Genomic DNA, 23,055 nt, shown 5'->3' with positions numbered 1-23,055 from the left:
GGTTTTGGCGATTTTTTTCAAGTGGCGTAAAATAGCACAATAGTCCGATCTCGAAATGGTGTTGAAACAGCATTTTTGGATCCAGATCAGATGTATGAAGGCGATATCTTAATATATAGTCTTCTGCATCATCCGCCGAGTTAATAGACAACTTGCGAGGCGGCATACAAATTTCGCTAAAGCGTCGCAGGCTCAACAGGATTGACTGCGACATGGTCACCACTGTTTTTTTGTTGGAGCTTGCAATGGCACATGAATACCTCTTCACCTCGGAATCCGTCTCGGAAGGTCATCCGGACAAAGTCGCAGATCAAATCTCGGATGCGATTCTCGACGCAGTTTTCACACAAGACCCTCTCGCACGCGTAGCCGCCGAAACCCTTTGCAACACCGGGTTGGTCGTGCTCGCCGGTGAAATCACCACGCATGCCAATGTCGATTACATCGCCATTGCGCGCGAAACCATCAAGCGTATCGGCTACGACAACGCCGATTATGGCATCGACTACAAGAGCTGCTCGGTGCTGGTCGGTTACGACAAGCAATCGCCGGACATCGCTCAGGGTGTGGACGAAGGCAAAGGCCTCGACCTCGACCAGGGTGCCGGCGACCAGGGCCTGATGTTCGGCTACGCCTGCGATGAAACGCCGGAACTGATGCCTGCCGCAATTTATTACGCGCACCGTATCGTCGAGCGTCAATCGCAATTGCGCAAGGACGGCCGCCTGCCTTGGCTGCGTCCGGATGCAAAATCGCAAGTTACCCTGAAGTATGTCGACGGCCGTCCGGTGGCAATCGATACCGTAGTGCTGTCGACCCAGCACGCACCGGAAATGGAACATCGCGCGATTGAAGAAGCTGCGATCGAAGAAATCATCAAGCCGGTAGTGCCGAAGGAATGGCTGCAGAATACGCGCTACCTGATCAACCCGACCGGCCGTTTCGTCATCGGCGGCCCGCAAGGCGATTGCGGCCTGACCGGTCGCAAGATCATTGTCGACACCTACGGCGGCGCAGCCCCACACGGCGGCGGCGCGTTTTCCGGCAAGGATCCATCCAAGGTTGACCGTTCGGCTGCTTATGCCGGCCGTTACGTGGCGAAGAATATCGTCGCCGCTGGCCTGGCGGAACGCTGCCAGATCCAGATCTCGTACGCGATCGGTATTGCCAAGCCGACTTCGGTGATGGTCACCACTTTCGGCACAGGCAAGATCAGCGACGAAAAGCTGGCGCAACTGGTGCTGGAACATTTCGACCTGCGCCCGAAGGGCATCGTGCAGATGCTCGACCTGCTGCGTCCGATTTACCAGAAGACCGCAGCTTACGGCCACTTCGGCCGCGAAGAGCCGGAATTCACCTGGGAGCGCACCGACAAGGCTGCCGCCCTGAAAGCCGCCGCGCTGTAATAGCACTTCAAAGCCATGGTCGGGATCGAGTCTCGGCCATGGCAGCCTGATCCCATCCCGGCTGTTACCGACTCCGATCGTGCTTTGCACTATGGTAACGACTTGTTACACTGGTCGCTTTAGTGACTACGATAAGCTGCAGATTCAAGAAGCCCTATGTACTAGTCCTACGTACTAGTAAGTAGGCGCTTGGGTCTAAACAAGTCTCCACATGGCCTCCCAATCAAAAAACGGTTCTGAATCGCATCCCGATGGCTTGCAATTGCGCCCGGTAATTACGGAGTTGCCACGATTTCGGCTGGCCGCGTGGCTGGTGGCGATCGCCGTGCTGTTCCTGGTGATGGCCTTGCACATGCTGACGGCGTTGCTGGCTGGTTTGCTGGTCTATGAACTGGTGCGGGCGCTGACGCCCTTCGTCCAGCGCCGCTTGACCAGCGAGCGGGCGCACCTGATTTCCGTGGTGTTCCTGTCCACCATCATTATCGGATTGCTGACGTTGGTCATCGTCGGCCTGGTTGCGTTCTTTCATGGCGGCCCCGACCGCTTGCAGTTGCTGCAAACGAAATTGATGGTTGTGGTGGACCAGGCGCGCACGCAACTGCCAGCCTGGCTGCAGCAATATCTACCGGATGATGTCGATGACATTCGCCAGATCGTCGGCGACTGGTTGCAATCGCATAGCGGCGAAGTGCAACTGGCCGGCAAGGAAGCGGTGCAGGTATTCGTGCATGTGCTGATCGGCATGGTGCTGGGCGCCATGATTGCCATGAACGCCGCGCACCCGATGCCGCTGTTGCAGCCGCTTGCCGGTGAATTGCTGGGGCGGGCGCATTTGCTGGCCGAGGCGTTCCGCCGCGTAGTGTTTGCGCAGATCAAGATTTCATTGCTGAATACGGTACTGACAGCGATCTTCCTGGAGGTGGTGCTGCGGCTGGCCGGTATTCATCTGCCGTTGACCAAGACCATGATCATTGTCACTTTCCTGGCGGGTTTGCTGCCGGTGATCGGCAACCTGATTTCCAATACGTTGATCGTGCTGGTTGCGATGTCGGTGTCGATTTACGTGGCATTGGCGGCGCTGGTGTTCCTGGTGGTGATCCACAAGCTGGAATATTTCCTGAATGCGCGGATTGTCGGTTCGCAGATCAATGCGCGCAGCTGGGAAATGCTGCTGATGATGATCCTGGCTGAAGCTGCGTTTGGCTTGCCGGGGCTGGTGGCAGCGCCGATTTACTATGCTTATATCAAGAGCGAGTTGCATGAGATGGGGTGGGTCTGACCTGACATGACGCCTGCTATTGCATTACAGGGATAGCCGTAATGTGTGATTTAGTCAGCCGAAAATCCGCCGTTTTGCTTTAAAATGATGGATCGTATCCAAGGAGCGTTGCGACAGACATGGTCTGCCAGGCTTGGAACGGTCAATATGCAACTGCGCTCACGTTACTTTTTTTCTAACGAAAGGAGGGCGTGATGAACGCCGCTGTAATGAACAACTCTACAACATCTTCCACCCAAGACTACGTCGTTGCCGATATCAGCCTGTCTGGCTGGGGCGACAAGGAAATCAAGATCGCCGAAACCGAAATGCCGGGCCTGATGGCGATCCGCGATGAATTTGCCGTTGCACAGCCGCTCAAGGGCGCACGCATTACCGGTTCGATCCACATGACGATCCAGACCGCAGTGCTGATCCAGACCCTGGAAGCTTTGGGTGCCAAAGTGCGTTGGGCATCCTGCAACATCTATTCGACCCAGGACCACGCCGCCGCTGCGATTGCCGCTGCCGGTACGCCGGTGTTCGCATTCAAGGGCGAATCGCTGGACGACTACTGGGAATTCACGCACCGCATTTTCGAATGGCCGGGCGAAGAACAAGCCAACATGATCCTGGACGACGGCGGCGATGCAACCCTGCTGCTGCATCTCGGCACCCGTGCTGAAAAGGACGCTTCGGTCCTGAACAATCCAGGTTCGGAAGAAGAAATCTGCCTGTTCAATTCGATCAAGAAAAAGCTGGCCACAGCGCCGAACTGGTACTCCACACGTCTGGCCCAGATCAAGGGCGTGACCGAAGAAACCACCACTGGCGTGCATCGCTTGTACCAGATGCACAAGGAAGGCAAGCTGGCTTTCCCTGCGATCAACGTCAATGACTCCGTAACCAAATCGAAATTCGACAACCTGTACGGTTGCCGCGAATCGCTGGTCGACGGCATCAAGCGCGCCACTGACGTCATGATCGCCGGCAAGGTTGCCGTGATCGCCGGTTACGGTGACGTCGGTAAGGGTTCGGCACAAGCGATGCGCGCCTTGTCGGCGCAAGTCTGGGTAACTGAAGTCGATCCGATCTGCGCATTGCAGGCGGCGATGGAAGGCTATCGTGTGGTCACCATGGATTATGCGGCTGAGCACGGCGACATCTTCGTCACCTGCACCGGCAACTACCATGTCATCACGCATGCGCACATGGCAAAGATGAAAGACCAGGCAATCGTCTGCAACATCGGTCACTTCGACAATGAAATCGAAGTCGCCGCCCTGAAGCAGTACACCTGGGAAAACATCAAGCCGCAAGTCGATCACATCATTTTCCCGGACGGCAAGCGCATCATCCTGTTGGCAGAAGGCCGCCTGGTGAACCTGGGTTGCGGTACCGGCCATCCGTCCTACGTGATGAGCTCGTCGTTCGCCAACCAGACCATCGCCCAGATCGAACTGTTCGTGAACACCAAGGCCTATCCGGTCGGCGTGTACACGCTGCCGAAACACCTGGATGAAAAAGTCGCGCGCCTGCAGTTGAAGAAACTGAATGCGCAGTTGTCGGTATTGACTGAAGAGCAGGCCGCCTACATCGGCGTCAAGCAAACCGGTCCGTACAAACCAGAGCACTATCGTTATTAATCAGGCCGCCGATACGGCAATTGCCTGAGTTGTACCGTGCGTCGGCATCTCGCTGATTCGAAATGCCGACGCAGCACACATCCCATCATCAAGAGGATCCCCGATGCGCTTACTGATTACCTGGCTGATTAACACACTGGCGTTGCTGGCCGTGCCTTACCTGATGCATTCGGTGCAGTTTTCCAGCTTCGGCGCGGCATTGATCGCGGCGCTGGTGCTCGGTTTCGTCAACACGCTGATCCGCCCGATCCTGCTGTTGCTGACCCTGCCTGCAACCCTGCTGACGCTGGGCCTGTTCATCTTCATCATCAACGGCCTGATGTTCTGGCTGGTGTCGCACCTGGTGAGCGGTTTCTATGTGGCCAGCTTCTGGTCGGCAGTCGGCGGCGCCATCTTGTACAGCATCGTTTCGTGGGCCTTGTCCACCTTGTTACTGAAGAAGAATTAAATGTCGCGAAAAAATTTCAGCATTGAATTTTTCCCGCCCAAGACTCCCGAAGGCGCTGAAAAACTGCGGGTGACGCGCGCCAAGCTGGCCGAGTTGCATCCGAAATATTTCTCGGTGACTTTCGGCGCCGGCGGTTCGACGCAGAAAGGCACGCTCGATACGGTCCTGGACATTCGCAGCGAAGGCCATGAGGCGGCGCCGCATCTGTCTTGCCTGGGCAGTTCGCGCGAATCGTTGCGGGAGATCCTGACGCAATACAAGAGTCACGGCATCAAGCGTCTGGTGGCCTTGCGCGGCGATTTACCGAGCGGTTACGGTGCGATGGACATTTCATCCGGCGAATTCCGCTACGCGAATGAACTGGTGGAATTCATCCGCGCCGAAACCGGCGACTGGTTCCACATCGAAGTCGCCGCTTATCCGGAAATGCATCCGCAGGCGAAGTCGCCGCAGGATGACGTGCAGCGCTTCGTCAGCAAGGTCAAGGCCGGCGCCAACGGCGCCATCACCCAGTATTTCTACAACGCCGATGCGTATTTCCGCTTTGTCGACGAGGCGCAGAAACTGGGTGCGAGCGTACCGATAGTGGCCGGCATCATGCCGATCACCAACTACTCGCAACTGATGCGTTTTTCCGACATGTGCGGCACCGAGATCCCGCGCTGGATTCGTCTCAAGCTGGCCAGCTACGGCGACGACACCGATTCGATCCGGGCGTTTGGGCTGGATGTGGTGACGCAGTTGTGCGAACGACTGCTGGCGGGCGGCGCGCCGGGCTTGCATTTCTACACGCTGAACCAGTCGCCGGCGACGATTGCGATCTGGCAGCGGCTCAAGTTATAACTCGTTTCGGGGTGTACGCGTGGGCAGGTCTTTCTGCCCACGCGTCATGCCGATAATCCCAACAAGACCGACAAGAAAATCACGACACCGGCGCTCGCCCGGTAAATCTATAATCCATCGGCTTCTGTAATGATGGCGTCCAGCGCAATGTCATGCGCAGCTCCGTCAAATTTCGCCAGCCCGCAAGAATAAGCAATCCCGATCGCCTGCGGACGTGGCTCAACCGCCAAGGTCCGGTCATAGAATCCGCCGCCGTAACCGAGCCGTATCCTGTTCCGGTTGAAGCCGACGCAAGGAATCAGCAGCGCCGTTGGCGCAACCGTCACGTCGCTGGCCGGTATCGATACACCGAAGCTGTCCTTCTGCATGACCTCGCCAGGTGTCCAGGCGACGAAGCGCAACGCCATGTCGTTTCCAACTACCACTGGCAATGCCAGTTGCAAGCCACTGGCCGCCAGCGCTGCATAGGCCGGGCGCAGGTCGGGTTCGCCGCGGATCGGCCAGTACACACCTAGCGCGCCGCCCGGGTTTGTCTCGCGCCACTGCGCAACCCATGAGGTCACACGTCGGCCCAGTTCGTTATCCCATTCACTGCGCGTCGCGCCATCGAGCGATTGCCGCGCCGTCAATAGTGCGCGCCGCAACAAGGCTTTGTCTTCGCCGCTTTCTGGTGTTGCATCACTGGCATCACATGCTATGCTAGACATCATCATTCGCATTCGTAAATTTAAGGTTGGCTAGTTATATGTTTAAAAAGAAATGGCTTGCTGTCGTTGCCGTCGCCGTGGTTTCCTCGGTTGCCTTGTCTCAAGCAGCTTATGCCCAAAAGCGTTCCGCTGGAAGCGCTACCGCGCCCAATTTTGCCAGCCAGGACGATGCATTTCTGGCATTGCGCGACGCTGCGCGCGCCAATAATGCCGACAAGGCAGAGCTTCTGGCTGCCACCCTGACTGATTATGACATTCCCTCGTATGTCGATTATTACCGTTTGAAACCGCTGATCAAGGATCTGGTCGCGCCGCAATCGGATATCCGCGATTACCTGACGCGCTACGACGGCAGCGCTATTGCCGACCGTTTGCGTAACGACTGGCTGTTGGAGTTGGGCAAGGCAGGCGATTGGGCCACTTTCGATGAGCAGTATCCGAAATTTGTGCTGGACGACGACACCCAATTGAAATGCTATGCGTTGACTTCAGCAGCGCTGAAAGGCACTAATGTCGCAGCGGATGCGCGCGCCTTGCTGACCACGCCTAAGGATTTCGGGCAGGGCTGCACCGGCCTGGTCGGCTTGTTGGCGCAGAATGGACAATTCACCGCGGATGATGTGTGGTTCCAGATTCGCCAGGCGGTGGAGTCTGGCTTCGCCGGTGTCGCTCGGCGCATGACGCCATTTATCGATGCCGACGACACGCAGGTGGCGCAGGCTATCGACAAGTCGGCACTGGTCGTGGCGCGCGGCCCGGGAGCTGGTCGCACCGGTCATGAACTATTCATCCTTGCCTTGGGACGTGTCGCTAAAAACGATACCGGCCGCGCCGCAGCGGCACTGACCGGGTCATCCGATCAACTGACTTCGTCGGAGCGGTCGCTGGCTTGGGCGCAGATCGCACTGCAATCTTCGCTCAAACTGGAACCGGAAGCTGTCGATTATTGGCGCAAGGTAAAGACCAGCACTCCGTTGTCGGCGGATGCGTATCAATGGCGGATCCGTTCCGCCTTGCGCGCGGGCGACTGGAAACTGGTCAAGAGCGGCATTGAGGTAATGCCGGAGGCATTGCGCGCCGACCCGACCTGGATTTATTGGCTGGCGCGCGCCAACCAGGCTGACGGAAAAGTCGATCTGGCCCAGCAGCAATTCCAAAGTATCGCAGACCAGACGAATTTCTATGGCCAACTGGCGTTGGAAGAATTGGGACAGAAAATTATCGCGGTTTCTTCGACCCAGGCTTTTAGTCCGGCAGAAATGGCGCCGATGGCGAATAACCAGGGCTTCCGCCGGGCGCTGCGTTTCTTCGACATGAACTTGCGCTTCGAAGGCGTGCGTGAATGGAATTGGGAGCTGCGCAAGATGACCGATCGTCAGTTGCTTGCCGCCGCCGAATTCGCGCGTCAGAACAACGTGCTGGATCGCATGGTGAATACTTCCGATCGGACCAAGGTCGAAGTCGATTTCACCCAGCGTTTCCCATCCCCGCATCGCGACGTGATGACCACCAATACCCAAAACCTGGGACTCGACATGGCTTGGGTTTACGGGCTGATCCGGCAAGAGTCACGCTTCATCAGAAGCGCCCGCTCGAATGTCGGCGCTAGCGGATTGATGCAGGTGATGCCGGCGACGGCACGCTATGTCGCCAAGAAAATCGGCCTGAGCGGATTTACCAGCGATCAGATTTCCGATGTGAATACCAACATCCTGCTCGGCACCAACTACCTGAGCATGGTGCTGAACGACTTGGATGGCTCGCAGGCGCTGGCGTCGGCGGCCTATAATGCCGGTCCAGGCCGGCCACGGGCTTGGCGCTCGACCTTGCCCGGCACGGTCGAGGGCGCGGTGTTCGCCGAGTCGATTCCGTTCAGCGAGACCCGTGGCTACGTCAAGAATGTGTTGTCCAATGCGACGTATTACGCTGCGCTGTTTGATGGCAAGCCGCAATCGTTGAAAGCGCGCCTGGGCACCGTGGCGCCGAAAGGCTTTGTCGAATCGGCGCTGCCTTGATACGTCGGGTTGCCGTCATTGGCAACCTGGCGCGGCATAGAATCTCGATATCCGGAATCATTCATGCAAACAACTGAACTGGATCCCAGCCTGTCCGCCACCTTGCAAAAGGCCGGCAAGGATGGGCTGTTGCTGGTGATTGGCAATAAAAATTATTCTTCATGGTCGATGCGGCCATGGGTGGCGATGACGGCTTTCGGCATTCCATTCAGGGAGCATCGGATTTTGCTGCGTCAAGCAACTACCGCCGACGAAATCGCCCATTATTCAGCCAGTGGCCGGCTGCCGATCCTGTTGGTGGGCGAAACGCCGATCTGGGATTCACTTGCCATTTGCGAATATCTGGCGGACCAATTTCCCGATCTCGGCATGTGGCCGGAGGACGTGCTGGCGCGCGCTACTGCGCGCTCAATCTGTGCTGAAATGCATTCCGGATTTGCCGAATTGCGTAGCGCAATGCCGATGGACATTCGCGCTTATAAGCCGGGCTTCGGGCGCACTGCCGGCGCGCAGGCAGACATTGCCCGGGTCATCGAAATCTGGGAGACCTGCCTGTCCGAATTCGGCCATCATCAATTTCTGTTCGGTGCTTTCTCAATTGCCGACGCTTACTTCGCGCCGGTGGTGATGCGCTTCCGCAGTTACGGCGTATCGCTGGCGCCGGCGCTGCAAGCGTATGTCGACCGTGTCCAGGAACACCCTGCAGTGGCGCGCTGGATGCGTGAAGCCGAGGCGGAAACCGAAGTGCTGCCGGACTGACCAGATGCAATCTTCAACATGAAAATTTTTGCGGTGGGTGGCGCGGTACGCGACGAATTGCTGGGTTTGCCGGTCAAGGACCGCGACTACGTGGTGGTCGGGGCGACGCCGGACGATATGCTGGCGCAAGGCTTTCGTCCGGTCGGCAAAGACTTCCCGGTATTCCTGCATCCGCAGACCCACGAGGAATATGCGCTAGCGCGCACTGAGCGCAAGACCGCGCCAGGCTACAAGGGATTTGTGTTCCATACCGATCCCGATGTCACGCTGGAACAAGATCTGGTACGGCGTGACCTGACGATAAACGCCATCGCCCGTGCCGATGACGGCACGCTCGCCGATCCGTTTCACGGCCAACAGGATTTGCAGCAACGGGTGTTCCGCCACGTCTCCGATGCCTTCGCCGAAGATCCGGTGCGGATTTTGCGCGTGGCCAGGTTTGCCGCGCGCTTTACCGATTTCACGGTGGCGCCGGAAACCAACGCGCTGATGCAGAGCATGGTGGCGGCAGGCGAGGTGGATGCGCTGGTGCCGGAACGGGTATGGCAGGAACTGGCGCGCGGCTTGATGGAAGCGCAGCCTTCGCGGATGTTCGAAGTGCTGCGCGCTTGCGGCGCGCTGGCGCGCATCCTGCCCGAGCTGGATGCCTTGTGGGGCGTGCCGCAGCCGGCGAAATATCATCCGGAAATCGATACCGGGATACATGTGATGATGGTGGTGGACACCGCCGCCCAGGAAAATTATGCATTGCCGGTGCGCTTCGCCGCGCTCGTGCACGATCTCGGAAAGGGCGTGACGCCGCCGGACGCCTGGCCCAGCCATCATGGTCATGAAGGGCTTGGCGTCGAACTGGTGGAACGAGTTTGCCAGCGGCTCAAGGTGCCGGGCGAGGTGCGCGACCTGGCGCTGATGACGGCGCGTGAGCATGGCAATGTCGGCCGTGCTTTCGAGTTGCGCGCGAATACGATCGTCAATCTGTTCGGCCGCTGCGATGCATTCCGCAAGCCGCAGCGCTTTATCGACATGCTGCGCGCCACCGAGTGCGATTATCGCGGCCGTACCGGTTATGCCGGGCGGCCATTCCCGCAGTTCGCCTATCTGGAAGCGGCGTTGCGTGCCGCGCAGTCAGTCAATGCCGGCGTGATTGCCGGCATGTTCCAGCAACAGCCGCAACGGATCCCGGATGCGATTCATGCCGCTCGTGTCGAAGTGGTCGATCAGGTCGTGCAAGCACAACGCGCATGATCCGGGTAATCTTGTCGGACAGGAGGGGTGATGACATTGACCAATGACTCGACACCGTCCGCCGGCAACCCGCCAAACAATCCCGGCGTCGCCAGTACGGACAAGAGCAAGGCCGCGCGACCGACCATTTTCGTCAAGGAGTTGTCGCGGCGCGCCCGCAAGCGTCTGCTGCGCCACTTCCTGGCGTTGAGCAGCGGCGATCGGCTGCTGCGTTTCGGCTCGGTGCTGTCCGATGACCTGATTACACGTTACGTAGAGAATATCGATTTTTCGCGCGACACGGTGTTTGGCGTCTACGACAGCAAACTGCGCCTGCTCGGCGTCGGCCATCTGGCGTTCGCGCCACGCGAGGCGCTGCCGTCGGTGAGCGCCTCCACCACCAAAGAGCGCGTGGCGGAATTCGGTGTCTCGGTTGATGCTTCTGCGCGCGGCATGGGTGTCGGCAGCCGATTGTTTGAACGCGCCGCGATACGCTGCCGCAATGTCGATATCGATACCTTGTACATGCATTGCCTGTCGTCGAACAAGGTGATGATGCATATCGCCAAGAAGGCCGGCATGGCGATCCATCGCGACTACGGCGAAGCCGACGCCTATCTCAAGCTGCCGCCTGCCAATCCTGCCAGCGTGCTGCAGGAAGCGGTCCAGGAGCAGGTCGCAACGCTCGATTACACCTTCAAGGCAAACCTGCGCGCCTTGCTGAAATGGCTCGGCAACTTGCCGGGCATCAAACGCGACTGATTCGGGTTGCCTGTCCAACGATCCGCCATATACGGGCGAATCATCCCTGCTGGCGGTCTTGCCAAGCCAGCCGTCACAGCAGCGGCAACGCCGTCGTATCCTTGATGCGCTGCAGGGCAAAGCTTGATTTGACGTCCAGCACTGCCGGATGGCGCAGCAAGGTTTCCATCATGAAGCGCGAGAAGTGCGCCATGTCTTCCACATGCACCCGCAGCAAATAATCCATCTCGCCAGTCATCGCATAGCAGGCAACCACTTCCGGCCAGTGTTCGATCGCCGCTGAGAAATCGGCGCGCGGCGAGTGCGCTGTGTGTGCCGCCGTCCTTGCGCTGCCGCTGAATTGCGGGTCGCTGTGTTTTTCCAGGCGCACGTTGACATAAGCCAGCAGGCCGAGGCCGATCTTTTCCGGCGCCAGCAGCGCCACATACTGGCGTATCACGCCGGCCTGTTCCAGTTGCTTGATACGACGCAGGCAGGGCGACGGCGACAGGTTGACCCGTTCCGCCACCTCCTGGTTGCTCAGGCGGCCATCCTCCTGCAGGATCGCCAAAATCTTGCGGTCTGTTGCATCCATTTCAATGCTTGGCATAAATCGCCTTAAATTTAATATATTGAGCAATATTACTGCGCAAATTTGTGCATGTGGGGATGATTTTGCAATTTTCTGCCTCGGACTCGCCTCTATACTGTAGACAATTACAACCACCAAATTGGAGATGGAAATGGAGTTTCAACCTTGGGAAAACCCGATGGGCACCGACGGTTTCGAGTTTGTCGAGTATGCCGCTCCGGATCCTCAGGCGCTGGGTGCGCTGTTTGAAAGAATGGGTTTTACCGCGATTGCACGGCATCGTCACAAGGACGTGACCCTGTATCGCCAGGGCGATATCAATTTCATCATCAATGCTGAAAAGGACTCGTTTGCGCAGCGCTTTGCGCGCCAGCACGGTCCTTCAGTGTGCGCAATTGCATTCCGCGTCAAGGATGCGGCCTACACCTACAAGCGCGCACTGGAACTGGGCGCCTGGGGCTTCGATAACCGTACCGGCCCAATGGAGCTGAATATTCCGGCCATCAAGGGTGTCGGCGATTCGCTGATCTATTTCGTCGACCGCTGGCGCGGCAAGGAAAAGGACAACGGCGTCGAAGCTGGCGCCATCGGCGATATCAGCATCTACGACGTCGATTTCGTGGCGATCCCGGGCGCACAAGCCAATCCCAAGGGTTGCGGCCTGAACTACATCGACCACCTGACACATAACGTGCACCGCGGTCGCATGAAAGAGTGGGCGGATTTCTATGAGCAGTTGTTCAATTTCCGCGAAGTGCGCTATTTCGACATCGAAGGCAAATTAACCGGCCTGAAATCCAAGGCAATGACCTCGCCTTGTGGGAAAATCCGTATCCCGATTAATGAATCGTCCGACGATAAATCGCAAATCGCAGAATATCTCGATCAGTACCATGGCGAAGGGATCCAGCATATCGCGCTGGGCACCGAGGATATCTACACCAGCGTGAGCGAAATGAAGGCGCGCCTGGTTGAGTTCCAGGACACCATCGAGACCTACTACGATCTGGTCGACCGCCGCCTGCCGGAGCATGGCGAGCGTTTGGCAGACCTGAAGCGCCTGCGCATCCTGATCGACGGCAACAGCAACGCCAAGAGCCGCGAACTCCTGCTGCAGATCTTTACGCAAAATGTCATTGGACCGATCTTTTTCGAGATCATCCAGCGCAAGGGCGACCAAGGTTTCGGCGAAGGCAATTTCCGTGCGCTGTTCGAATCGATCGAGCTGGACCAGATCCGCCGCGGCGTGCTGACGGACGACAGGCAGGCTGCCGCCAGCTAATTCCGGCGTAGCGGTAGAATTGAGCATGGGCATGGCTGCTGGTCGGTCATGCCCATGTCTGCTTGCAGATGGAAATGCGCTCGCGCGCGTCGGACAGCCAGTTTAGGACATGGAAATGAATGCAAATGTAATGGATACAAACGTCAGTACCGACGATTTTTTTGCCACAGTGGCAGAAAAATCGGACGGCGCCAAGCTGCGCGGCGACTACAGCAAGATCGACGCCCAGTACGTGGTGGCGCAGGACTGGGATGCCTACACGCCTGAGCAGCACGCGTTGTGGCGCCGTTTGTATCAGCGCCAGGCCAAGCTGATCCCGGGCCGGGCCTGCGACGTGTTCATTGAAAGCCTGGAGCTGCTTAACATCGGCGACGGCATCCCGAAATTCGAAGAGAGTTCAGAGCTGCTGTTCAAGGCTACCGGCTGGCGTCTGGTGGCTGTGCCGGGCCTGGTGCCGGACCATACCTTTTTCGAACACCTGGCCAATCGCCGTTTTCCGGTCACAGTCTGGCTGCGCGATCCGGAAGAGTTCGACTACATCGTCGAACCGGACGTGTTCCATGACTTTTTCGGCCACGTTCCGCTGTTGTTCAATCCAATTTTTGCCGACCACTTGCAGGAATACGGCAAGGGCGCCCTGAAGGCGATGAAGCTGGATGGTTTGTCGATGCTGGCGCGCCTGTACTGGTACACGGTCGAATTCGGCTTGATCCAAAGCCCGGAAGGCTTGCGTGTCTACGGCGCGGGGATTCTGTCGTCGGGTGGCGAAATCGAATACTGCCTGAGCAATCCGGCGCCACTGCGCCTGCCGTTCAACGTCGAGCGCGTGATGCGGACCCTGTACAAGATCGACTCTTACCAGGAAACTTATTTCGTTATCAACGATTTCCAGCAGCTGTTCAATGACACCGCACCGGATTTCACGCCGATCTACCAAAAATTGAAGGCGCTTGAAACCTTGCCGGCCAATGCCCTGTTGCCGGGCGAAAGCAATCTCGCCGTATAAAAACCAGCGGCAATGCCGTTGCCGCATTGCCGCTGGTGAGGCGCCCGCTGTCTCCGCCACAGTGGTGCGCAGCCACTCCTGCGCTCCCAGGTAAACCTGCCGCCCAATAAAAAAGCGGATCCTGCCGGGGAGAGCAGAATCCGCAAACTAGTGATAATGGGAACACTAGAGGGAGGAATGCCCGACATGGCTGGTCCAGGGGAGGTAATTCAGCCATATCAGACAAGTTGCCATTACACCCCTCGCTGTTCGCCTTTCCTACTTGATTTACCAGTTGTTACAGTTGTTACTGCTGTGCCAACGCCGGCTATTTATTGCAGCGTGCATTGAGTAGGGTACCTGCTTGTGATACTGTGGCAGCTGCAATTAAAAGAACGATTTGCCCACAAGGCAGAGACGTTTTTTCCGCGTCGAATAACCTTCACGCAGTGCAATCAAAAACATAATTTTTGGCACGGAGACTGAATGAACGCACCACTCAAAACGGCGCAAGCCTTGCTGCCTACTCAATCGGCGCAAGCGTCTGAAGCTGGCAATATTTCCCTGGATGACAAATTTACACTAGAGCGTGGACGTGCTTTCATGACGGGCACACAAGCCATCATTCGCTTGCCAATGTTGCAACGGCAGCGCGATGTCCTGGCAGGCTTGAACACCGCCGGCTATGTGACCGGCTATCGCGGATCACCGCTGGGCAGCATCGACATGACGGCTGCCAAGGCAAAAAAATATCTCGAAGCGCATCACGTCAAATTCCACCCAGGCATGAACGAAGACCTGGCCGCGACCAGCGTCTGGGGCACGCAGCAGGTCAATCTTTTCCCTGGCGCCCAATACGACGGCGTCTTCGGCTTGTGGTACGGCAAAGGCCCTGGCGTCGACCGCTGCGGCGATGTCTTCAAGCATGCCAACATGGCCGGCACCTCCAAGCACGGCGGCGTGCTGGTATTGGCAGGTGATGATCACGCCGCCAAATCCTCAACGACTGCGCATCAGAGCGAACACATCCTGAAAGCCTGCGGCATCCCGGTGCTGTATCCGTCGTCGGTGCAGGAATACCTGGATTACGGCATGCATGGCTGGGCCATGAGCCGCTATACCGGCCTGTGGGTCTCGATGAAGTGTGTCACCGACCTGGTCGAATCCGGCGCTTCTGTGGACCTCGATCCGGACCGCGTCAAGATCGTGCTGCCGACCGCTGCCGATCTCGAACTGCCGCCGGATGGCTTGAATATCCGCTTGCCGGACACCGTGCTGGGTCAAGAAGCACGGATGAACAACTACAAGTGGTACGCCGCGCTGGCCTACGCCCGCATCAACAAGCTGAACCAGATCATCTGGGACAGTCCGCGCGCCAAGATCGGCATCATCACCGCCGGCAAATCGTATCTCGACACGCGCCAGGCATTGGCCGACCTCGGCATCGACGAAAACGTCGCGCGCGACATCGGTATCCGCCTGTACAAGATCGGCATGACCTGGCCGCTGGAAGCGGAAGGCGTGCGCGAATTTGCACAGGGCCTGGAAGAAATCCTGGTGGTCGAAGAAAAGCGCCAGATCCTCGAATACCAGGTCAAGGAAGAACTGTACAACTGGCGTGACGATGTGCGTCCACGCGTGGTCGGCAAGTTCGATGACACCGGCGAGTGGAGCAACCGCAGCGGCGAAGGCCACGGCGACTGGCTGCTGCCGGCGACCTACGAATTGAATCCGGCGCAAATCGCCCGCGCGATCGCTACCCGCATTTCGAAATATTTCGCCGGCCATCCGGTGGCGCAACGGGTACAGCAACGGGTTGCCTACCTGGAAGCCAAGGAAGCGCTGCTGAACATCAGCAGCAAGCCAGATCCGGCCAAGGATCGCGTGCCGCATTTCTGCTCCGGCTGCCCGCACAATACCTCGACCAAGCTGCCTGACGGCAGCCGCGGCCTGGCTGGTATCGGCTGCCATTACATGGTGCTGTGGATGGATCGCGAATCGTCAACGTTCACCCACATGGGCGGCGAAGGCGTGACCTGGGTCGGCCAGGCGCCGTTCACATCGGAAAAGCATGTGTTCGCCAATCTCGGCGACGGCACCTATTTCCACTCGGGCTTGCTGGCGATCCGCGCGTCGGTTGCGGCCAAGGTCAACATCACTTACAAGATCCTGTTCAATGACGCGGTTGCCATGACTGGCGGCCAGGCGTTCGACGGTCCACTCGATCCTGCCATGATTTCGCGCCAGATCGCCGCCGAAGGCGTGACGCCGATTATCGTGGTGACCGATGAGCCTGAGAAATATGGATCCAGCATGGACTGGGCGCCGGGCGTGACGATCCGTCACCGTAGCGAACTGGATGCCGTGCAGCGTGAATTGCGTGAGATCGAAGGCTGCTCGGCCATGATTTACGACCAGACCTGCGCGTCGGAAAAACGTCGCCGCCGGAAACGCAACGAATATCCAGATCCAGCCAAGCGCGCAGTGATCAACGAAGCCGTGTGCGAAGGTTGCGGCGATTGCAGCGTGCAGTCGAATTGCCTGTCGGTGGAACCGTTGGAAACCGAGTTCGGTCGCAAGCGGCAGATCAACCAATCGTCGTGCAACAAGGACTTCTCGTGCGTCACCGGCTTCTGCCCGAGCTTTGTCACGGTCGAAGGCGGTAGCCTGAAGAAGCCGGCCAAGGTGACGGTTGCAGCAGGTGTTGCTGAAGCGCCGGTGGCCAGCCTGCCGGAGCCGATCCTGCCGAATACCGAAAAGCCATATGGCATCCTGGTGACCGGCATTGGCGGCACCGGCGTGGTGACCATCGGCCAGATCCTGGCGATGGCGGCGCACGTTGAAGGTAAAGGTTGCTCGGTGCTCGACATGAGCGGCCTGGCGCAAAAGGGTGGACCGGTGATGTCGCACGTGCGACTGGCCGATCATCCGGACGATATCTATTCGACGCGCGTCGGTACCGGCGACGCCGACCTGGTGATCGGTTGCGATTCGATCGTCAGCGCCAACCGCGATGCTTTGTCGCGGATGGGCGAAGGCCGCACTTACGCGGCGATCAATTCGACCCGCACACCGACCGCCGCCTTCGTCAAGAATCCGGATTGGCAGTTCCCGGATGCCGCAGCAGAACAAGACATTCGCGCCGCTTGCGGCAGCGACCGCGTCGAATTCATCGACGCCGGCCGGATTGCCACTGCATTGATGGGCGACGCGATTGCGACCAATATGTTCATGCTCGGCTATGCCTGGCAAAAAGGCTGGGTGCCGCTGACAGAAGCTTCGCTGATGCGGGCGATTGAATTGAATGCGCTGCAGGTCGCGTTCAACAAGCAGGCTTTTGTCTGGGGCCGCACCGCGGCTTGCGACATGGCTTCGCTGGAGAAACGCACCCGCCTCAGCGACACGCCGGCTCAGGTCATTGAGTTCAAGCGCGCGCCGAATCTGGATGACTTGATCAAGCGTCGCGTGGCAGTCCTGACCTCCTATCAGGATGCGGCTTACGCCGAGCAATACCGCAGCTTCGTTGAGCAGGTCGCAGCCGCTGAACGCCAATTGCCGCAAACCGACGGTGCACGCGCAGCGCAGCGCCTGAGCATGGCGGTGGCGACGTATCTGTTCAAGCTGATGGCTTACAAGGATGAGTACGAAGTGGCGCGGCTGTATACCGATGGCGCTTTCAAGGCCAAGGTTGCCGGCATGTTCGAAGGCGACTACAAGCTCAAGTTCCACCTGGCGCCGCCGCTGTTGGCCAAGCACGACGCACACGGGCATTTGATCAAGCAGGAATTCGGTCCATGGATGATGCGTGCGTTCGGCATGCTGGCCAAGCTCAAGTTTCTGCGCGGCGGTGCGTTTGACATCTTCGGTTACACCGCGGAGCGTAAGGAAGAGCGCAGCTCGATTGCACGCTACAAGGAAACCGTCGCTTCCCTGCTGACGAAATTGAGCGTCGATAATCTTTCCGCAGCCGTGGCGATCGCTAGCATCCCCGAAGAAATTCGCGGCTATGGTCATGTCAAGGAACGCCATCTGACAGCGGCACGCGCCAAGGAAGCGCAGTTGCTGGCGCAATTCCACAATCCTGCCGCTGAGAAGAAAAGCGAATTGGCGCGGTCGATTGCAGCGTGATGATGTGGGAGGTTTAACGCTGAAGTGAGCGTTGAAAAAAACGGCTGGTAGAGAATATCTACCAGCCGTTTTTATTTGCTTGCGGGTTTGCCGCCGAGTTGTCGAATTGCTTCAGGCGCCGCCGGTCTGCTTGAATTGCTGGTAGCCGCGCGCCCGTAGTGCGCAGGCGGGACAGGTGCCGCAGCCGTAGCCCCAGTCATGCAGTGCACCGCGCTGGCCCAGGTAGCAGGTATGGGTATCCGCGCGGATCAGGTCGACCAGGGCTTCGCCGCCGAGGTCTTGCGCCAGTTTCCAGGTTTCCGATTTGTCGATCCACATCAGCGGCGTTTCCAGCTTGAGCTGGGTTGCCATGCCGAGGTTCAATGCGACCTGCAACGCCTTCATGGTGTCGTCGCGGCAATCGGGATAGCCGGAGAAATCGGTTTCGCACATGCCGCCGACCAGCACATTCAAGCCGCGCCGGTAGGCGACGGTGGCAGCGACTGTCATGAACAGCAGGTTGCGGCCGGGCACGAAGGTGTTCGGCAAGCCGTTTTCCTGCATGACGATCTCGACATCTTCGGTCATCGCCGTCGATGAAATCTTCGAAATCAGCGACAGGTCGATCATGTGATCCTCGCCGAGTTTGCCGGCCCATTGCGGGAACTGCTCGCGGATTTTTTGCAGCAGGACCGGGCGCACGGTCAGTTCGATCGCGTGCCGCTGGCCATAATCGAAGCCGATGGTTTCGACCCGCTCATAGCGCGACAATGCCCAGGCCAGGCAAGTGGTCGAGTCCTGGCCGCCGCTGAACAGGACGATGGCGCCGTTTGGTGTAGTCATAGTATTTACTGCTCCAAGATTGAATGAGGTGATTTTATGCGTTCGCAGCCGTGTCGGCTACGGACGACATCGCAGACGCCCTTATTTGGCGGCCTTGTTGCTCACCTGCTGCAGGTTCTGCTCGACGTAGTCTTTGTTTGGCTCAGTAAAGCGCAGCCGCACCGGATACCATTCCAGCGATGGCGCCAGCCAGATATCTACCTGCTGGTCTTTGGCGTCAGGTGGCGGCGCCTTGAAAATATGCACGGTATCCAGCTCACCCATCGGCGTGCTGATCTTCTCATTCTTGATGACCTTGAATGTCCATGGCTCCGCATCGTGCATGCCGGCCACAAAGAAAGTCCAGTCCGATCCCGGCTTGAATTGCTTCGGCGCGGCGCGCGCAACCGAAATCAATTGCCAGATGATGCTGGTGCGATCCTGCTCGCCGCCTTTCAGCGGATAGCTGTCGGCGGATTCGGAAAATCCGATGGTGCCGCTATCGCGATGGAAAGTCGTGGTGGTGGCTTCCTTGCGGAAGCGCTTGTTGACGAATTGGGTCGGCGCCAGGCCGTAGTCGTCGATCGCTCCTTCGCTGGATGCTTCGAGGATCTTGCCGACGATCATGGCGCGCGTTTCCGAATTGACGCTGAAGCGCTTGTCGCCGACTTGCCATTTGAGCGAGCCTTCGCCGCTGATCGTCATGCCGCTTTGCTTGGCCTGGATCGTATAGCTGAGGTCGGCCGACGGCGGCAGGTCGATCTTGTATTTGTGCGTCGGGTGATCGGCGTCTGCTGCGAAGGCAGTCAGCGTGCTGGCGCATAGTGCGGTGGCGAGGGACAGACGGAGTAGGGTTGATTTCATGGTTTTCCAAAAAAATGATGCAGATTTTGCGTGCAGGTCTAAATGTCAGACGGCAATAACGGAAAATTAGTTCGCCGCGGCAGTATCGAGCCGCTTCAATTTGGACAGCGTCATATCCGTGTAGTCGCCGTCGGTCTCGGTAAAGCGCAGTTTGACCGGATACCATTCCTGCTGCGGCGCCAGCCAGATATCAAGCCGCTGTTCGTGGGAGCCTGCCAGCGGGATGCGGATCACGTGCCATACGTCGGTATTGTTGCCATTAACGCTAATCTGCTCCTCGCCGATCACTTGCATGCGCCAGGTTTCGGCATCCTTGGGGCCGGCCACGAACATGTCGATCACCGCGCCTGGAGTGAACTGGCTGCTGTCGCCGCGGCCGATGCTGGCCAGTTGCCATACCACGCTGGAGCGATCCTGCTCGCCGCCACTGAGCGGGTAAGTATTGCTGGAATCCGAAAAAACGATCTGGTTGAGCTCGCGATGGAAGGTCGTGATGGTCGGCTGTTTGCGGAAACGCTTTTGCGTAAAGGTAATCGGTGAGACGCCGAAGCCATTGATATCACCTTCGCTTTTGACGTCAAGGACAGTGAAGAACAGCGCGCCAGCTTCGAGATTCATGGTGTAGCTGCCGCCGTCGGTATGCCAGGTGATTTTGCCGCTGCCATGGTAATTCTGGCCCTTGTTCAGCGCTTCCACGTCATATTTCAGCTCGGCAGATGGCGGCGGATTGGTATGGTATTGCTTGCCGGCCTTGGGCGTCGGTTCAACTGGCGCGGCAGCGGGTTCGGTGGCGGCCGGCGCGGCTTCAACGGGTGCCGCCGCGGCAACGGCGTCGGTTCCGGGAGCGCCAGCAGTATCGACGATGGGGGTAACGGTCTCCCTGATCGGTGTATCCGGCACCTGCTCAACCGGCTCTGGACGTGGTCTGGCTACCGGCGCGGAGCGTTTGGGGGCGCTGGCCTTGGGTTTGGCGGCTTGCGGCAATATCACCGGTTTTTCGACTGGCGGCAATGGCACCAGGTCGGCCAGGATGATTTGCTCCGGACGATTGATCGGTTGCGAAACGCTGAACTGGCGGCTGCCCCAGCTAAACAGCAAGACGTGCAACAAGATCGTCAGCGCCAGCACCCACAGCCAGCGGCGGCTGGTCAGGGTGTAGTCTGAAGTTGTAGGGTGGGAAGAAGGCGACGACATCCGCATAGTGTAAACGTATCCGCTGTGATTGACCCGACAACGCCGGGGAGGTTTCGATAAACCACGTAAAATATTGTATTTCCATCAAAGAAGAATGCTTGCCGATGTTTCATCGTTCTCGTCATCTAGTCAGCGCCGCCCTGGTTGGCGCGCTGGCGTTTTATGCCGCAGCCTCTCCCGCATCTGCCGCACCTGCCGCCGCCAACCTGCCGCCGATCCGGCTTGGCATGATCGAAGGAATGTCGGGGCCTTTCGCCAACGCCGGCGAGGCGGTGGAGCACAATATCCGGTTCGCGGTGGAGCAGGTTAATGCGCGCGGCGGTGTACGCTTACCGGATGGCCGCCATCCTCTGGCCTTGACCGTATTCGACAGCAAGCAGGGCGTCGAGGACGCGCTCTTGCAATTGCGGCAATTGACTGACCAGAAAATCCCGTTCGTGCTTGAAGGTAATAGTTCGGCGGTGGCCGGCGCGCTGGTCGAGGCGATCAACAAACACAATGCCAGGACCCCGGACAACCGTGTGCTGTTCCTGAACTACTCAGCGGTCGATCCGGCATTGACCAATGAAAAGTGCAGTTTCTGGCATTTCCGTTTCGATGCCAACGCCGACATGCGCATGCGCGCATTGGTTGAAGTCATCAAGGGCGACCGCCAGGCGAAAAGCGTCTACCTGATCGGCCAGGACTATAGTTTCGGCCAGCAGGTCGCCAAGGCCGCACGCCGCCAGCTGGAGGTGGCGCGGCCGGACATCAGGATCGTCGGCGACGAGTTGCATCCGATCGGCAAGATCAAGGATTTTGCGCCGTACATCGCCAAAATTCGCGCCAGCGGCGCCGATACGGTGATTACCGGCAACTGGGGCAACGACTTGACCTTGCTGGTCAAGGCCGCCAAGGAAGCCGGCCTGCATCTCAAGTTCTATACCTTCTATGCCAACAGCCTGGGAGCGCCGGCGGCGATCGGCGATGCCGGCGTCGGCACGGTGCGCGCAGTGGCCGAATGGCATCCGAATGTTGCCGACGGTATTAGCCATAGCGCCAGCGATGCGTTCTATCGCAGTTTCCGCCAGCGTTATCCGCAACCAAAAGACGACTATCTGTTTTTGCGGATGGATGTCATGATCGACATGTTGGCGGCGGCAATCGAAAAAGCGCAAAGCACCGATGCGGTGGCGGTGGCGCGGGCGCTGGAAGGTGCGCGCTTCAAGAGTGCTTTCCACGAAGCCAGCATGCGCGCCGACGATCATCAACTGATCCAGCCGCTGTATGTCGCCGTGATGCAAAAGCTTGCCGATGGCGGTATCCGGTTTGATAATGAGGGCAGCGGCTACGGCTTCAGGACCGAGCGTTATCTGGCGCCTGAAGCAACGGTGATGCCCACTACTTGCAAAATGCAGCGACCCTGAACGGTTGTTGCAAATGGCGGTGATGCGAGCTATCTCTGAAGGAGATTGTAATGAGTCATTCAAATATTCCAGGAGTCGATGCAATGCAGGACAGTCTCGAATTTATCAAGAAGATGTGGGGCGGCATGGGCGTGCCTGGCATGGTTGTGCCGACCTTGTCGGTGGATGAAATCAACAAGAAGATCACCGACCTGAAAGCCGTGGAGTCATGGTTGAGCCTGAACCTGAACATGTTGCGCACCACAATTCAGGCGCTGGAAGTGCAAAGCGCGACCCTGACTGCGCTGCAAGCGATGGCGGCAGTCAGCCAGTCGGGTGCCGATAGCCGCGACAACGGCTCGGATGAGCCAGCCGGCAACGCATGGACGATGCCACCCGGATTTCCGTTTTCGTTCATGAATCCTGGGCAGAGCGCCGATGCGGCATCAGTGGCGAAGCAAGCCGAGCCAGAGGAAGAACCCGAGCCGGTTGCAGCTCCCTCAGCGCCTGAAAACGCGCAGACCACTGCCGAAGCCGCCTCCCTGGGGAACGCCAACGCCTGGTGGGATTTGCTGCAGAATCAGTTCAAGCAAGCCGTCAATAGTGTGGCCGCGGCTGAAAAGGCAACGCAGCCGGCGAAAAAGACAGCTACAAAGAGTGCCGCCAAGCCGCGCAGCAAGGCAGCGCCGAAGCCGGTCGTCAAGAAGGCCGCAGGCAAACCTGGGGCACGAACAGGTAAAGCAAAAACGGCTACCAAGTAATTGGAATATTGCAAAC

General features: G+C 58.4%; 19 protein-coding genes and 1 riboswitch. Of the genes, 14 read left to right on the top strand and 5 right to left on the bottom strand.

Translation table 11 applies throughout. From position 1 onward, the window contains the following. Positions 1 to 245 precede the first annotated feature (245 nt). The 5 genes from metK (at position 246) to metF (ending at position 5,601) form a co-directional block, all read left to right on the top strand. Positions 246 to 1,406 carry a methionine adenosyltransferase gene (gene metK, locus ACIPF8_RS14240; RefSeq protein WP_400421947.1) on the top strand — a complete coding sequence of 387 codons (1,161 nt, stop codon included), beginning with the start codon at positions 246 to 248 and terminating at the stop codon, positions 1,404 to 1,406. A 211-nt stretch (positions 1,407 to 1,617) separates the two neighbouring features. Next, entirely contained in the window at positions 1,618 to 2,685 is a 1,068-nt protein-coding gene (locus ACIPF8_RS14235; protein WP_082797994.1) for an AI-2E family transporter, read from the top strand. 94 nt (positions 2,686 to 2,779) lie between these two features. Continuing rightward, positions 2,780 to 2,853, top strand: a riboswitch (S-adenosyl-L-homocysteine riboswitch). Positions 2,854 to 2,879: 26 nt separating this feature from the next. Beyond that, entirely contained in the window at positions 2,880 to 4,310 is a 1,431-nt protein-coding gene (gene ahcY / locus ACIPF8_RS14230) for an adenosylhomocysteinase (protein WP_400421945.1), read from the top strand. A gap of 103 nt (positions 4,311 to 4,413) precedes the next feature. Beyond that, positions 4,414 to 4,758, top strand: a complete 345-nt coding sequence (locus ACIPF8_RS14225; RefSeq protein WP_061534700.1) for a phage holin family protein — start codon at positions 4,414 to 4,416, stop codon at positions 4,756 to 4,758. Beyond that, the gene (gene metF, locus ACIPF8_RS14220) at positions 4,759 to 5,601 is read left to right on the top strand and encodes a methylenetetrahydrofolate reductase [NAD(P)H] (protein WP_400421943.1); all 843 of its coding nucleotides are present in this window, start codon (positions 4,759 to 4,761) and stop codon (positions 5,599 to 5,601) included. 107 nt (positions 5,602 to 5,708) lie between these two features. Here the strand turns inward: metF and ACIPF8_RS14215 are convergent, their stop codons facing one another. Beyond that, positions 5,709 to 6,308 carry a 5-formyltetrahydrofolate cyclo-ligase gene (locus ACIPF8_RS14215; RefSeq protein ID WP_400421941.1) on the bottom strand — a complete coding sequence of 200 codons (600 nt, stop codon included), beginning with the start codon at positions 6,306 to 6,308 and terminating at the stop codon, positions 5,709 to 5,711. Positions 6,309 to 6,346: 38 nt separating this feature from the next. Here ACIPF8_RS14215 and ACIPF8_RS14210 point away from each other — a divergent pair, with 38 nt between their 5' ends. The 4 genes from ACIPF8_RS14210 to ACIPF8_RS14195 all read left to right on the top strand — a co-directional run bounded on the left by ACIPF8_RS14210 (position 6,347) and on the right by ACIPF8_RS14195 (position 11,068). Then, positions 6,347 to 8,323, top strand: a complete 1,977-nt coding sequence (locus tag ACIPF8_RS14210; RefSeq protein ID WP_400421940.1) for a transglycosylase SLT domain-containing protein — start codon at positions 6,347 to 6,349, stop codon at positions 8,321 to 8,323. 63 nt (positions 8,324 to 8,386) lie between these two features. Then, positions 8,387 to 9,082: a glutathione S-transferase family protein gene (locus ACIPF8_RS14205; protein ID WP_400421938.1), complete on the top strand. Its 696-nt coding sequence runs from the start codon at positions 8,387 to 8,389 to the stop codon at positions 9,080 to 9,082. A gap of 18 nt (positions 9,083 to 9,100) precedes the next feature. Then, positions 9,101 to 10,327, top strand: coding sequence for a multifunctional CCA addition/repair protein (locus tag ACIPF8_RS14200; RefSeq protein WP_400421936.1), 1,227 nt, complete (start codon positions 9,101 to 9,103; stop codon positions 10,325 to 10,327). A 30-nt stretch (positions 10,328 to 10,357) separates the two neighbouring features. Further along, positions 10,358 to 11,068 carry a GNAT family N-acetyltransferase gene (locus ACIPF8_RS14195; protein ID WP_400421934.1) on the top strand — a complete coding sequence of 237 codons (711 nt, stop codon included), beginning with the start codon at positions 10,358 to 10,360 and terminating at the stop codon, positions 11,066 to 11,068. A 73-nt stretch (positions 11,069 to 11,141) separates the two neighbouring features. Here ACIPF8_RS14195 and ACIPF8_RS14190 read toward each other — a convergent pair whose 3' ends face one another. Next, positions 11,142 to 11,657 carry an Lrp/AsnC family transcriptional regulator gene (locus ACIPF8_RS14190; RefSeq protein WP_400421932.1) on the bottom strand — a complete coding sequence of 172 codons (516 nt, stop codon included), beginning with the start codon at positions 11,655 to 11,657 and terminating at the stop codon, positions 11,142 to 11,144. Positions 11,658 to 11,790: 133 nt separating this feature from the next. Here ACIPF8_RS14190 and hppD point away from each other — a divergent pair, with 133 nt between their 5' ends. The 3 genes from hppD to ACIPF8_RS14175 all read left to right on the top strand — a co-directional run bounded on the left by hppD (position 11,791) and on the right by ACIPF8_RS14175 (position 18,034). Then, positions 11,791 to 12,921 (top strand): 4-hydroxyphenylpyruvate dioxygenase, encoded by a 1,131-nt coding sequence (gene hppD, locus ACIPF8_RS14185; protein WP_400421931.1) that lies wholly within the window; start codon positions 11,791 to 11,793, stop codon positions 12,919 to 12,921. 130 nt (positions 12,922 to 13,051) lie between these two features. Beyond that, entirely contained in the window at positions 13,052 to 13,927 is an 876-nt protein-coding gene (phhA, locus tag ACIPF8_RS14180; RefSeq protein ID WP_400422434.1) for a phenylalanine 4-monooxygenase, read from the top strand. Between the two features lie 465 nt (positions 13,928 to 14,392). Continuing rightward, on the top strand, positions 14,393 to 18,034 hold the full coding sequence (locus ACIPF8_RS14175) for an indolepyruvate ferredoxin oxidoreductase family protein (protein ID WP_400421929.1): 3,642 nt from the start codon (positions 14,393 to 14,395) through the stop codon (positions 18,032 to 18,034). A gap of 111 nt (positions 18,035 to 18,145) precedes the next feature. On the opposite strand, the gene queC is transcribed toward ACIPF8_RS14175, so the two are convergent. The 3 genes from queC to ACIPF8_RS14160 all read right to left on the bottom strand — a co-directional run bounded on the left by queC (position 18,146) and on the right by ACIPF8_RS14160 (position 20,893). Then, on the bottom strand, positions 18,146 to 18,856 hold the full coding sequence (gene queC / locus ACIPF8_RS14170) for a 7-cyano-7-deazaguanine synthase QueC (protein WP_061534691.1): 711 nt from the start codon (positions 18,854 to 18,856) through the stop codon (positions 18,146 to 18,148). Between the two features lie 81 nt (positions 18,857 to 18,937). After that, on the bottom strand, positions 18,938 to 19,699 hold the full coding sequence (locus tag ACIPF8_RS14165) for a DUF3108 domain-containing protein (protein WP_400421927.1): 762 nt from the start codon (positions 19,697 to 19,699) through the stop codon (positions 18,938 to 18,940). 66 nt (positions 19,700 to 19,765) lie between these two features. Further along, positions 19,766 to 20,893 (bottom strand): DUF3108 domain-containing protein, encoded by a 1,128-nt coding sequence (locus ACIPF8_RS14160; protein WP_400421925.1) that lies wholly within the window; start codon positions 20,891 to 20,893, stop codon positions 19,766 to 19,768. 104 nt (positions 20,894 to 20,997) lie between these two features. On the opposite strand from ACIPF8_RS14160, the gene ACIPF8_RS14155 reads away from it, so the two are divergent. Together ACIPF8_RS14155 and ACIPF8_RS14150 are read left to right on the top strand one after the other, a co-directional pair. After that, the gene (locus ACIPF8_RS14155; protein WP_400421923.1) at positions 20,998 to 22,299 is read left to right on the top strand and encodes a branched-chain amino acid ABC transporter substrate-binding protein; all 1,302 of its coding nucleotides are present in this window, start codon (positions 20,998 to 21,000) and stop codon (positions 22,297 to 22,299) included. 50 nt (positions 22,300 to 22,349) lie between these two features. Continuing rightward, on the top strand, positions 22,350 to 23,039 hold the full coding sequence (locus ACIPF8_RS14150) for a PhaM family polyhydroxyalkanoate granule multifunctional regulatory protein (protein ID WP_400421921.1): 690 nt from the start codon (positions 22,350 to 22,352) through the stop codon (positions 23,037 to 23,039). The last annotated feature ends 16 nt before the right edge of the window (positions 23,040 to 23,055 follow it).

Origin of the sequence: Collimonas sp. NPDC087041, from assembly GCF_044745265.1 — a bacterium.
In the GTDB taxonomy this organism is placed as follows: domain Bacteria; phylum Pseudomonadota; class Gammaproteobacteria; order Burkholderiales; family Burkholderiaceae_D; genus Collimonas.
Note: the sequence above shows the minus strand (reverse complement) of the source record. Positions and strands in the feature narration are given on the sequence as shown.

What these genes read in the sequence shown, in the direction of transcription:
- metK (WP_400421947.1), top strand. Translation starts at nt 246, where the DNA reads ATGGCACATGAATACCTCTTCACCTCGGAATCCGTCTCGGAAGGTCAT.
- ACIPF8_RS14235 (WP_082797994.1), top strand. Translation starts at nt 1,618, where the DNA reads ATGGCCTCCCAATCAAAAAACGGTTCTGAATCGCATCCCGATGGCTTG.
- ahcY (WP_400421945.1), top strand. Translation starts at nt 2,880, where the DNA reads ATGAACGCCGCTGTAATGAACAACTCTACAACATCTTCCACCCAAGAC.
- ACIPF8_RS14225 (WP_061534700.1), top strand. Translation starts at nt 4,414, where the DNA reads ATGCGCTTACTGATTACCTGGCTGATTAACACACTGGCGTTGCTGGCC.
- metF (WP_400421943.1), top strand. Translation starts at nt 4,759, where the DNA reads ATGTCGCGAAAAAATTTCAGCATTGAATTTTTCCCGCCCAAGACTCCC.
- ACIPF8_RS14215 (WP_400421941.1), bottom strand. Translation starts at nt 6,308, where the DNA reads ATGTCTAGCATAGCATGTGATGCCAGTGATGCAACACCAGAAAGCGGC.
- ACIPF8_RS14210 (WP_400421940.1), top strand. Translation starts at nt 6,347, where the DNA reads ATGTTTAAAAAGAAATGGCTTGCTGTCGTTGCCGTCGCCGTGGTTTCC.
- ACIPF8_RS14205 (WP_400421938.1), top strand. Translation starts at nt 8,387, where the DNA reads ATGCAAACAACTGAACTGGATCCCAGCCTGTCCGCCACCTTGCAAAAG.
- ACIPF8_RS14200 (WP_400421936.1), top strand. Translation starts at nt 9,101, where the DNA reads ATGAAAATTTTTGCGGTGGGTGGCGCGGTACGCGACGAATTGCTGGGT.
- ACIPF8_RS14195 (WP_400421934.1), top strand. Translation starts at nt 10,358, where the DNA reads ATGACATTGACCAATGACTCGACACCGTCCGCCGGCAACCCGCCAAAC.
- ACIPF8_RS14190 (WP_400421932.1), bottom strand. Translation starts at nt 11,657, where the DNA reads ATGCCAAGCATTGAAATGGATGCAACAGACCGCAAGATTTTGGCGATC.
- hppD (WP_400421931.1), top strand. Translation starts at nt 11,791, where the DNA reads ATGGAGTTTCAACCTTGGGAAAACCCGATGGGCACCGACGGTTTCGAG.
- phhA (WP_400422434.1), top strand. Translation starts at nt 13,052, where the DNA reads ATGGATACAAACGTCAGTACCGACGATTTTTTTGCCACAGTGGCAGAA.
- ACIPF8_RS14175 (WP_400421929.1), top strand. Translation starts at nt 14,393, where the DNA reads ATGAACGCACCACTCAAAACGGCGCAAGCCTTGCTGCCTACTCAATCG.
- queC (WP_061534691.1), bottom strand. Translation starts at nt 18,856, where the DNA reads ATGACTACACCAAACGGCGCCATCGTCCTGTTCAGCGGCGGCCAGGAC.
- ACIPF8_RS14165 (WP_400421927.1), bottom strand. Translation starts at nt 19,699, where the DNA reads ATGAAATCAACCCTACTCCGTCTGTCCCTCGCCACCGCACTATGCGCC.
- ACIPF8_RS14160 (WP_400421925.1), bottom strand. Translation starts at nt 20,893, where the DNA reads ATGTCGTCGCCTTCTTCCCACCCTACAACTTCAGACTACACCCTGACC.
- ACIPF8_RS14155 (WP_400421923.1), top strand. Translation starts at nt 20,998, where the DNA reads ATGTTTCATCGTTCTCGTCATCTAGTCAGCGCCGCCCTGGTTGGCGCG.
- ACIPF8_RS14150 (WP_400421921.1), top strand. Translation starts at nt 22,350, where the DNA reads ATGAGTCATTCAAATATTCCAGGAGTCGATGCAATGCAGGACAGTCTC.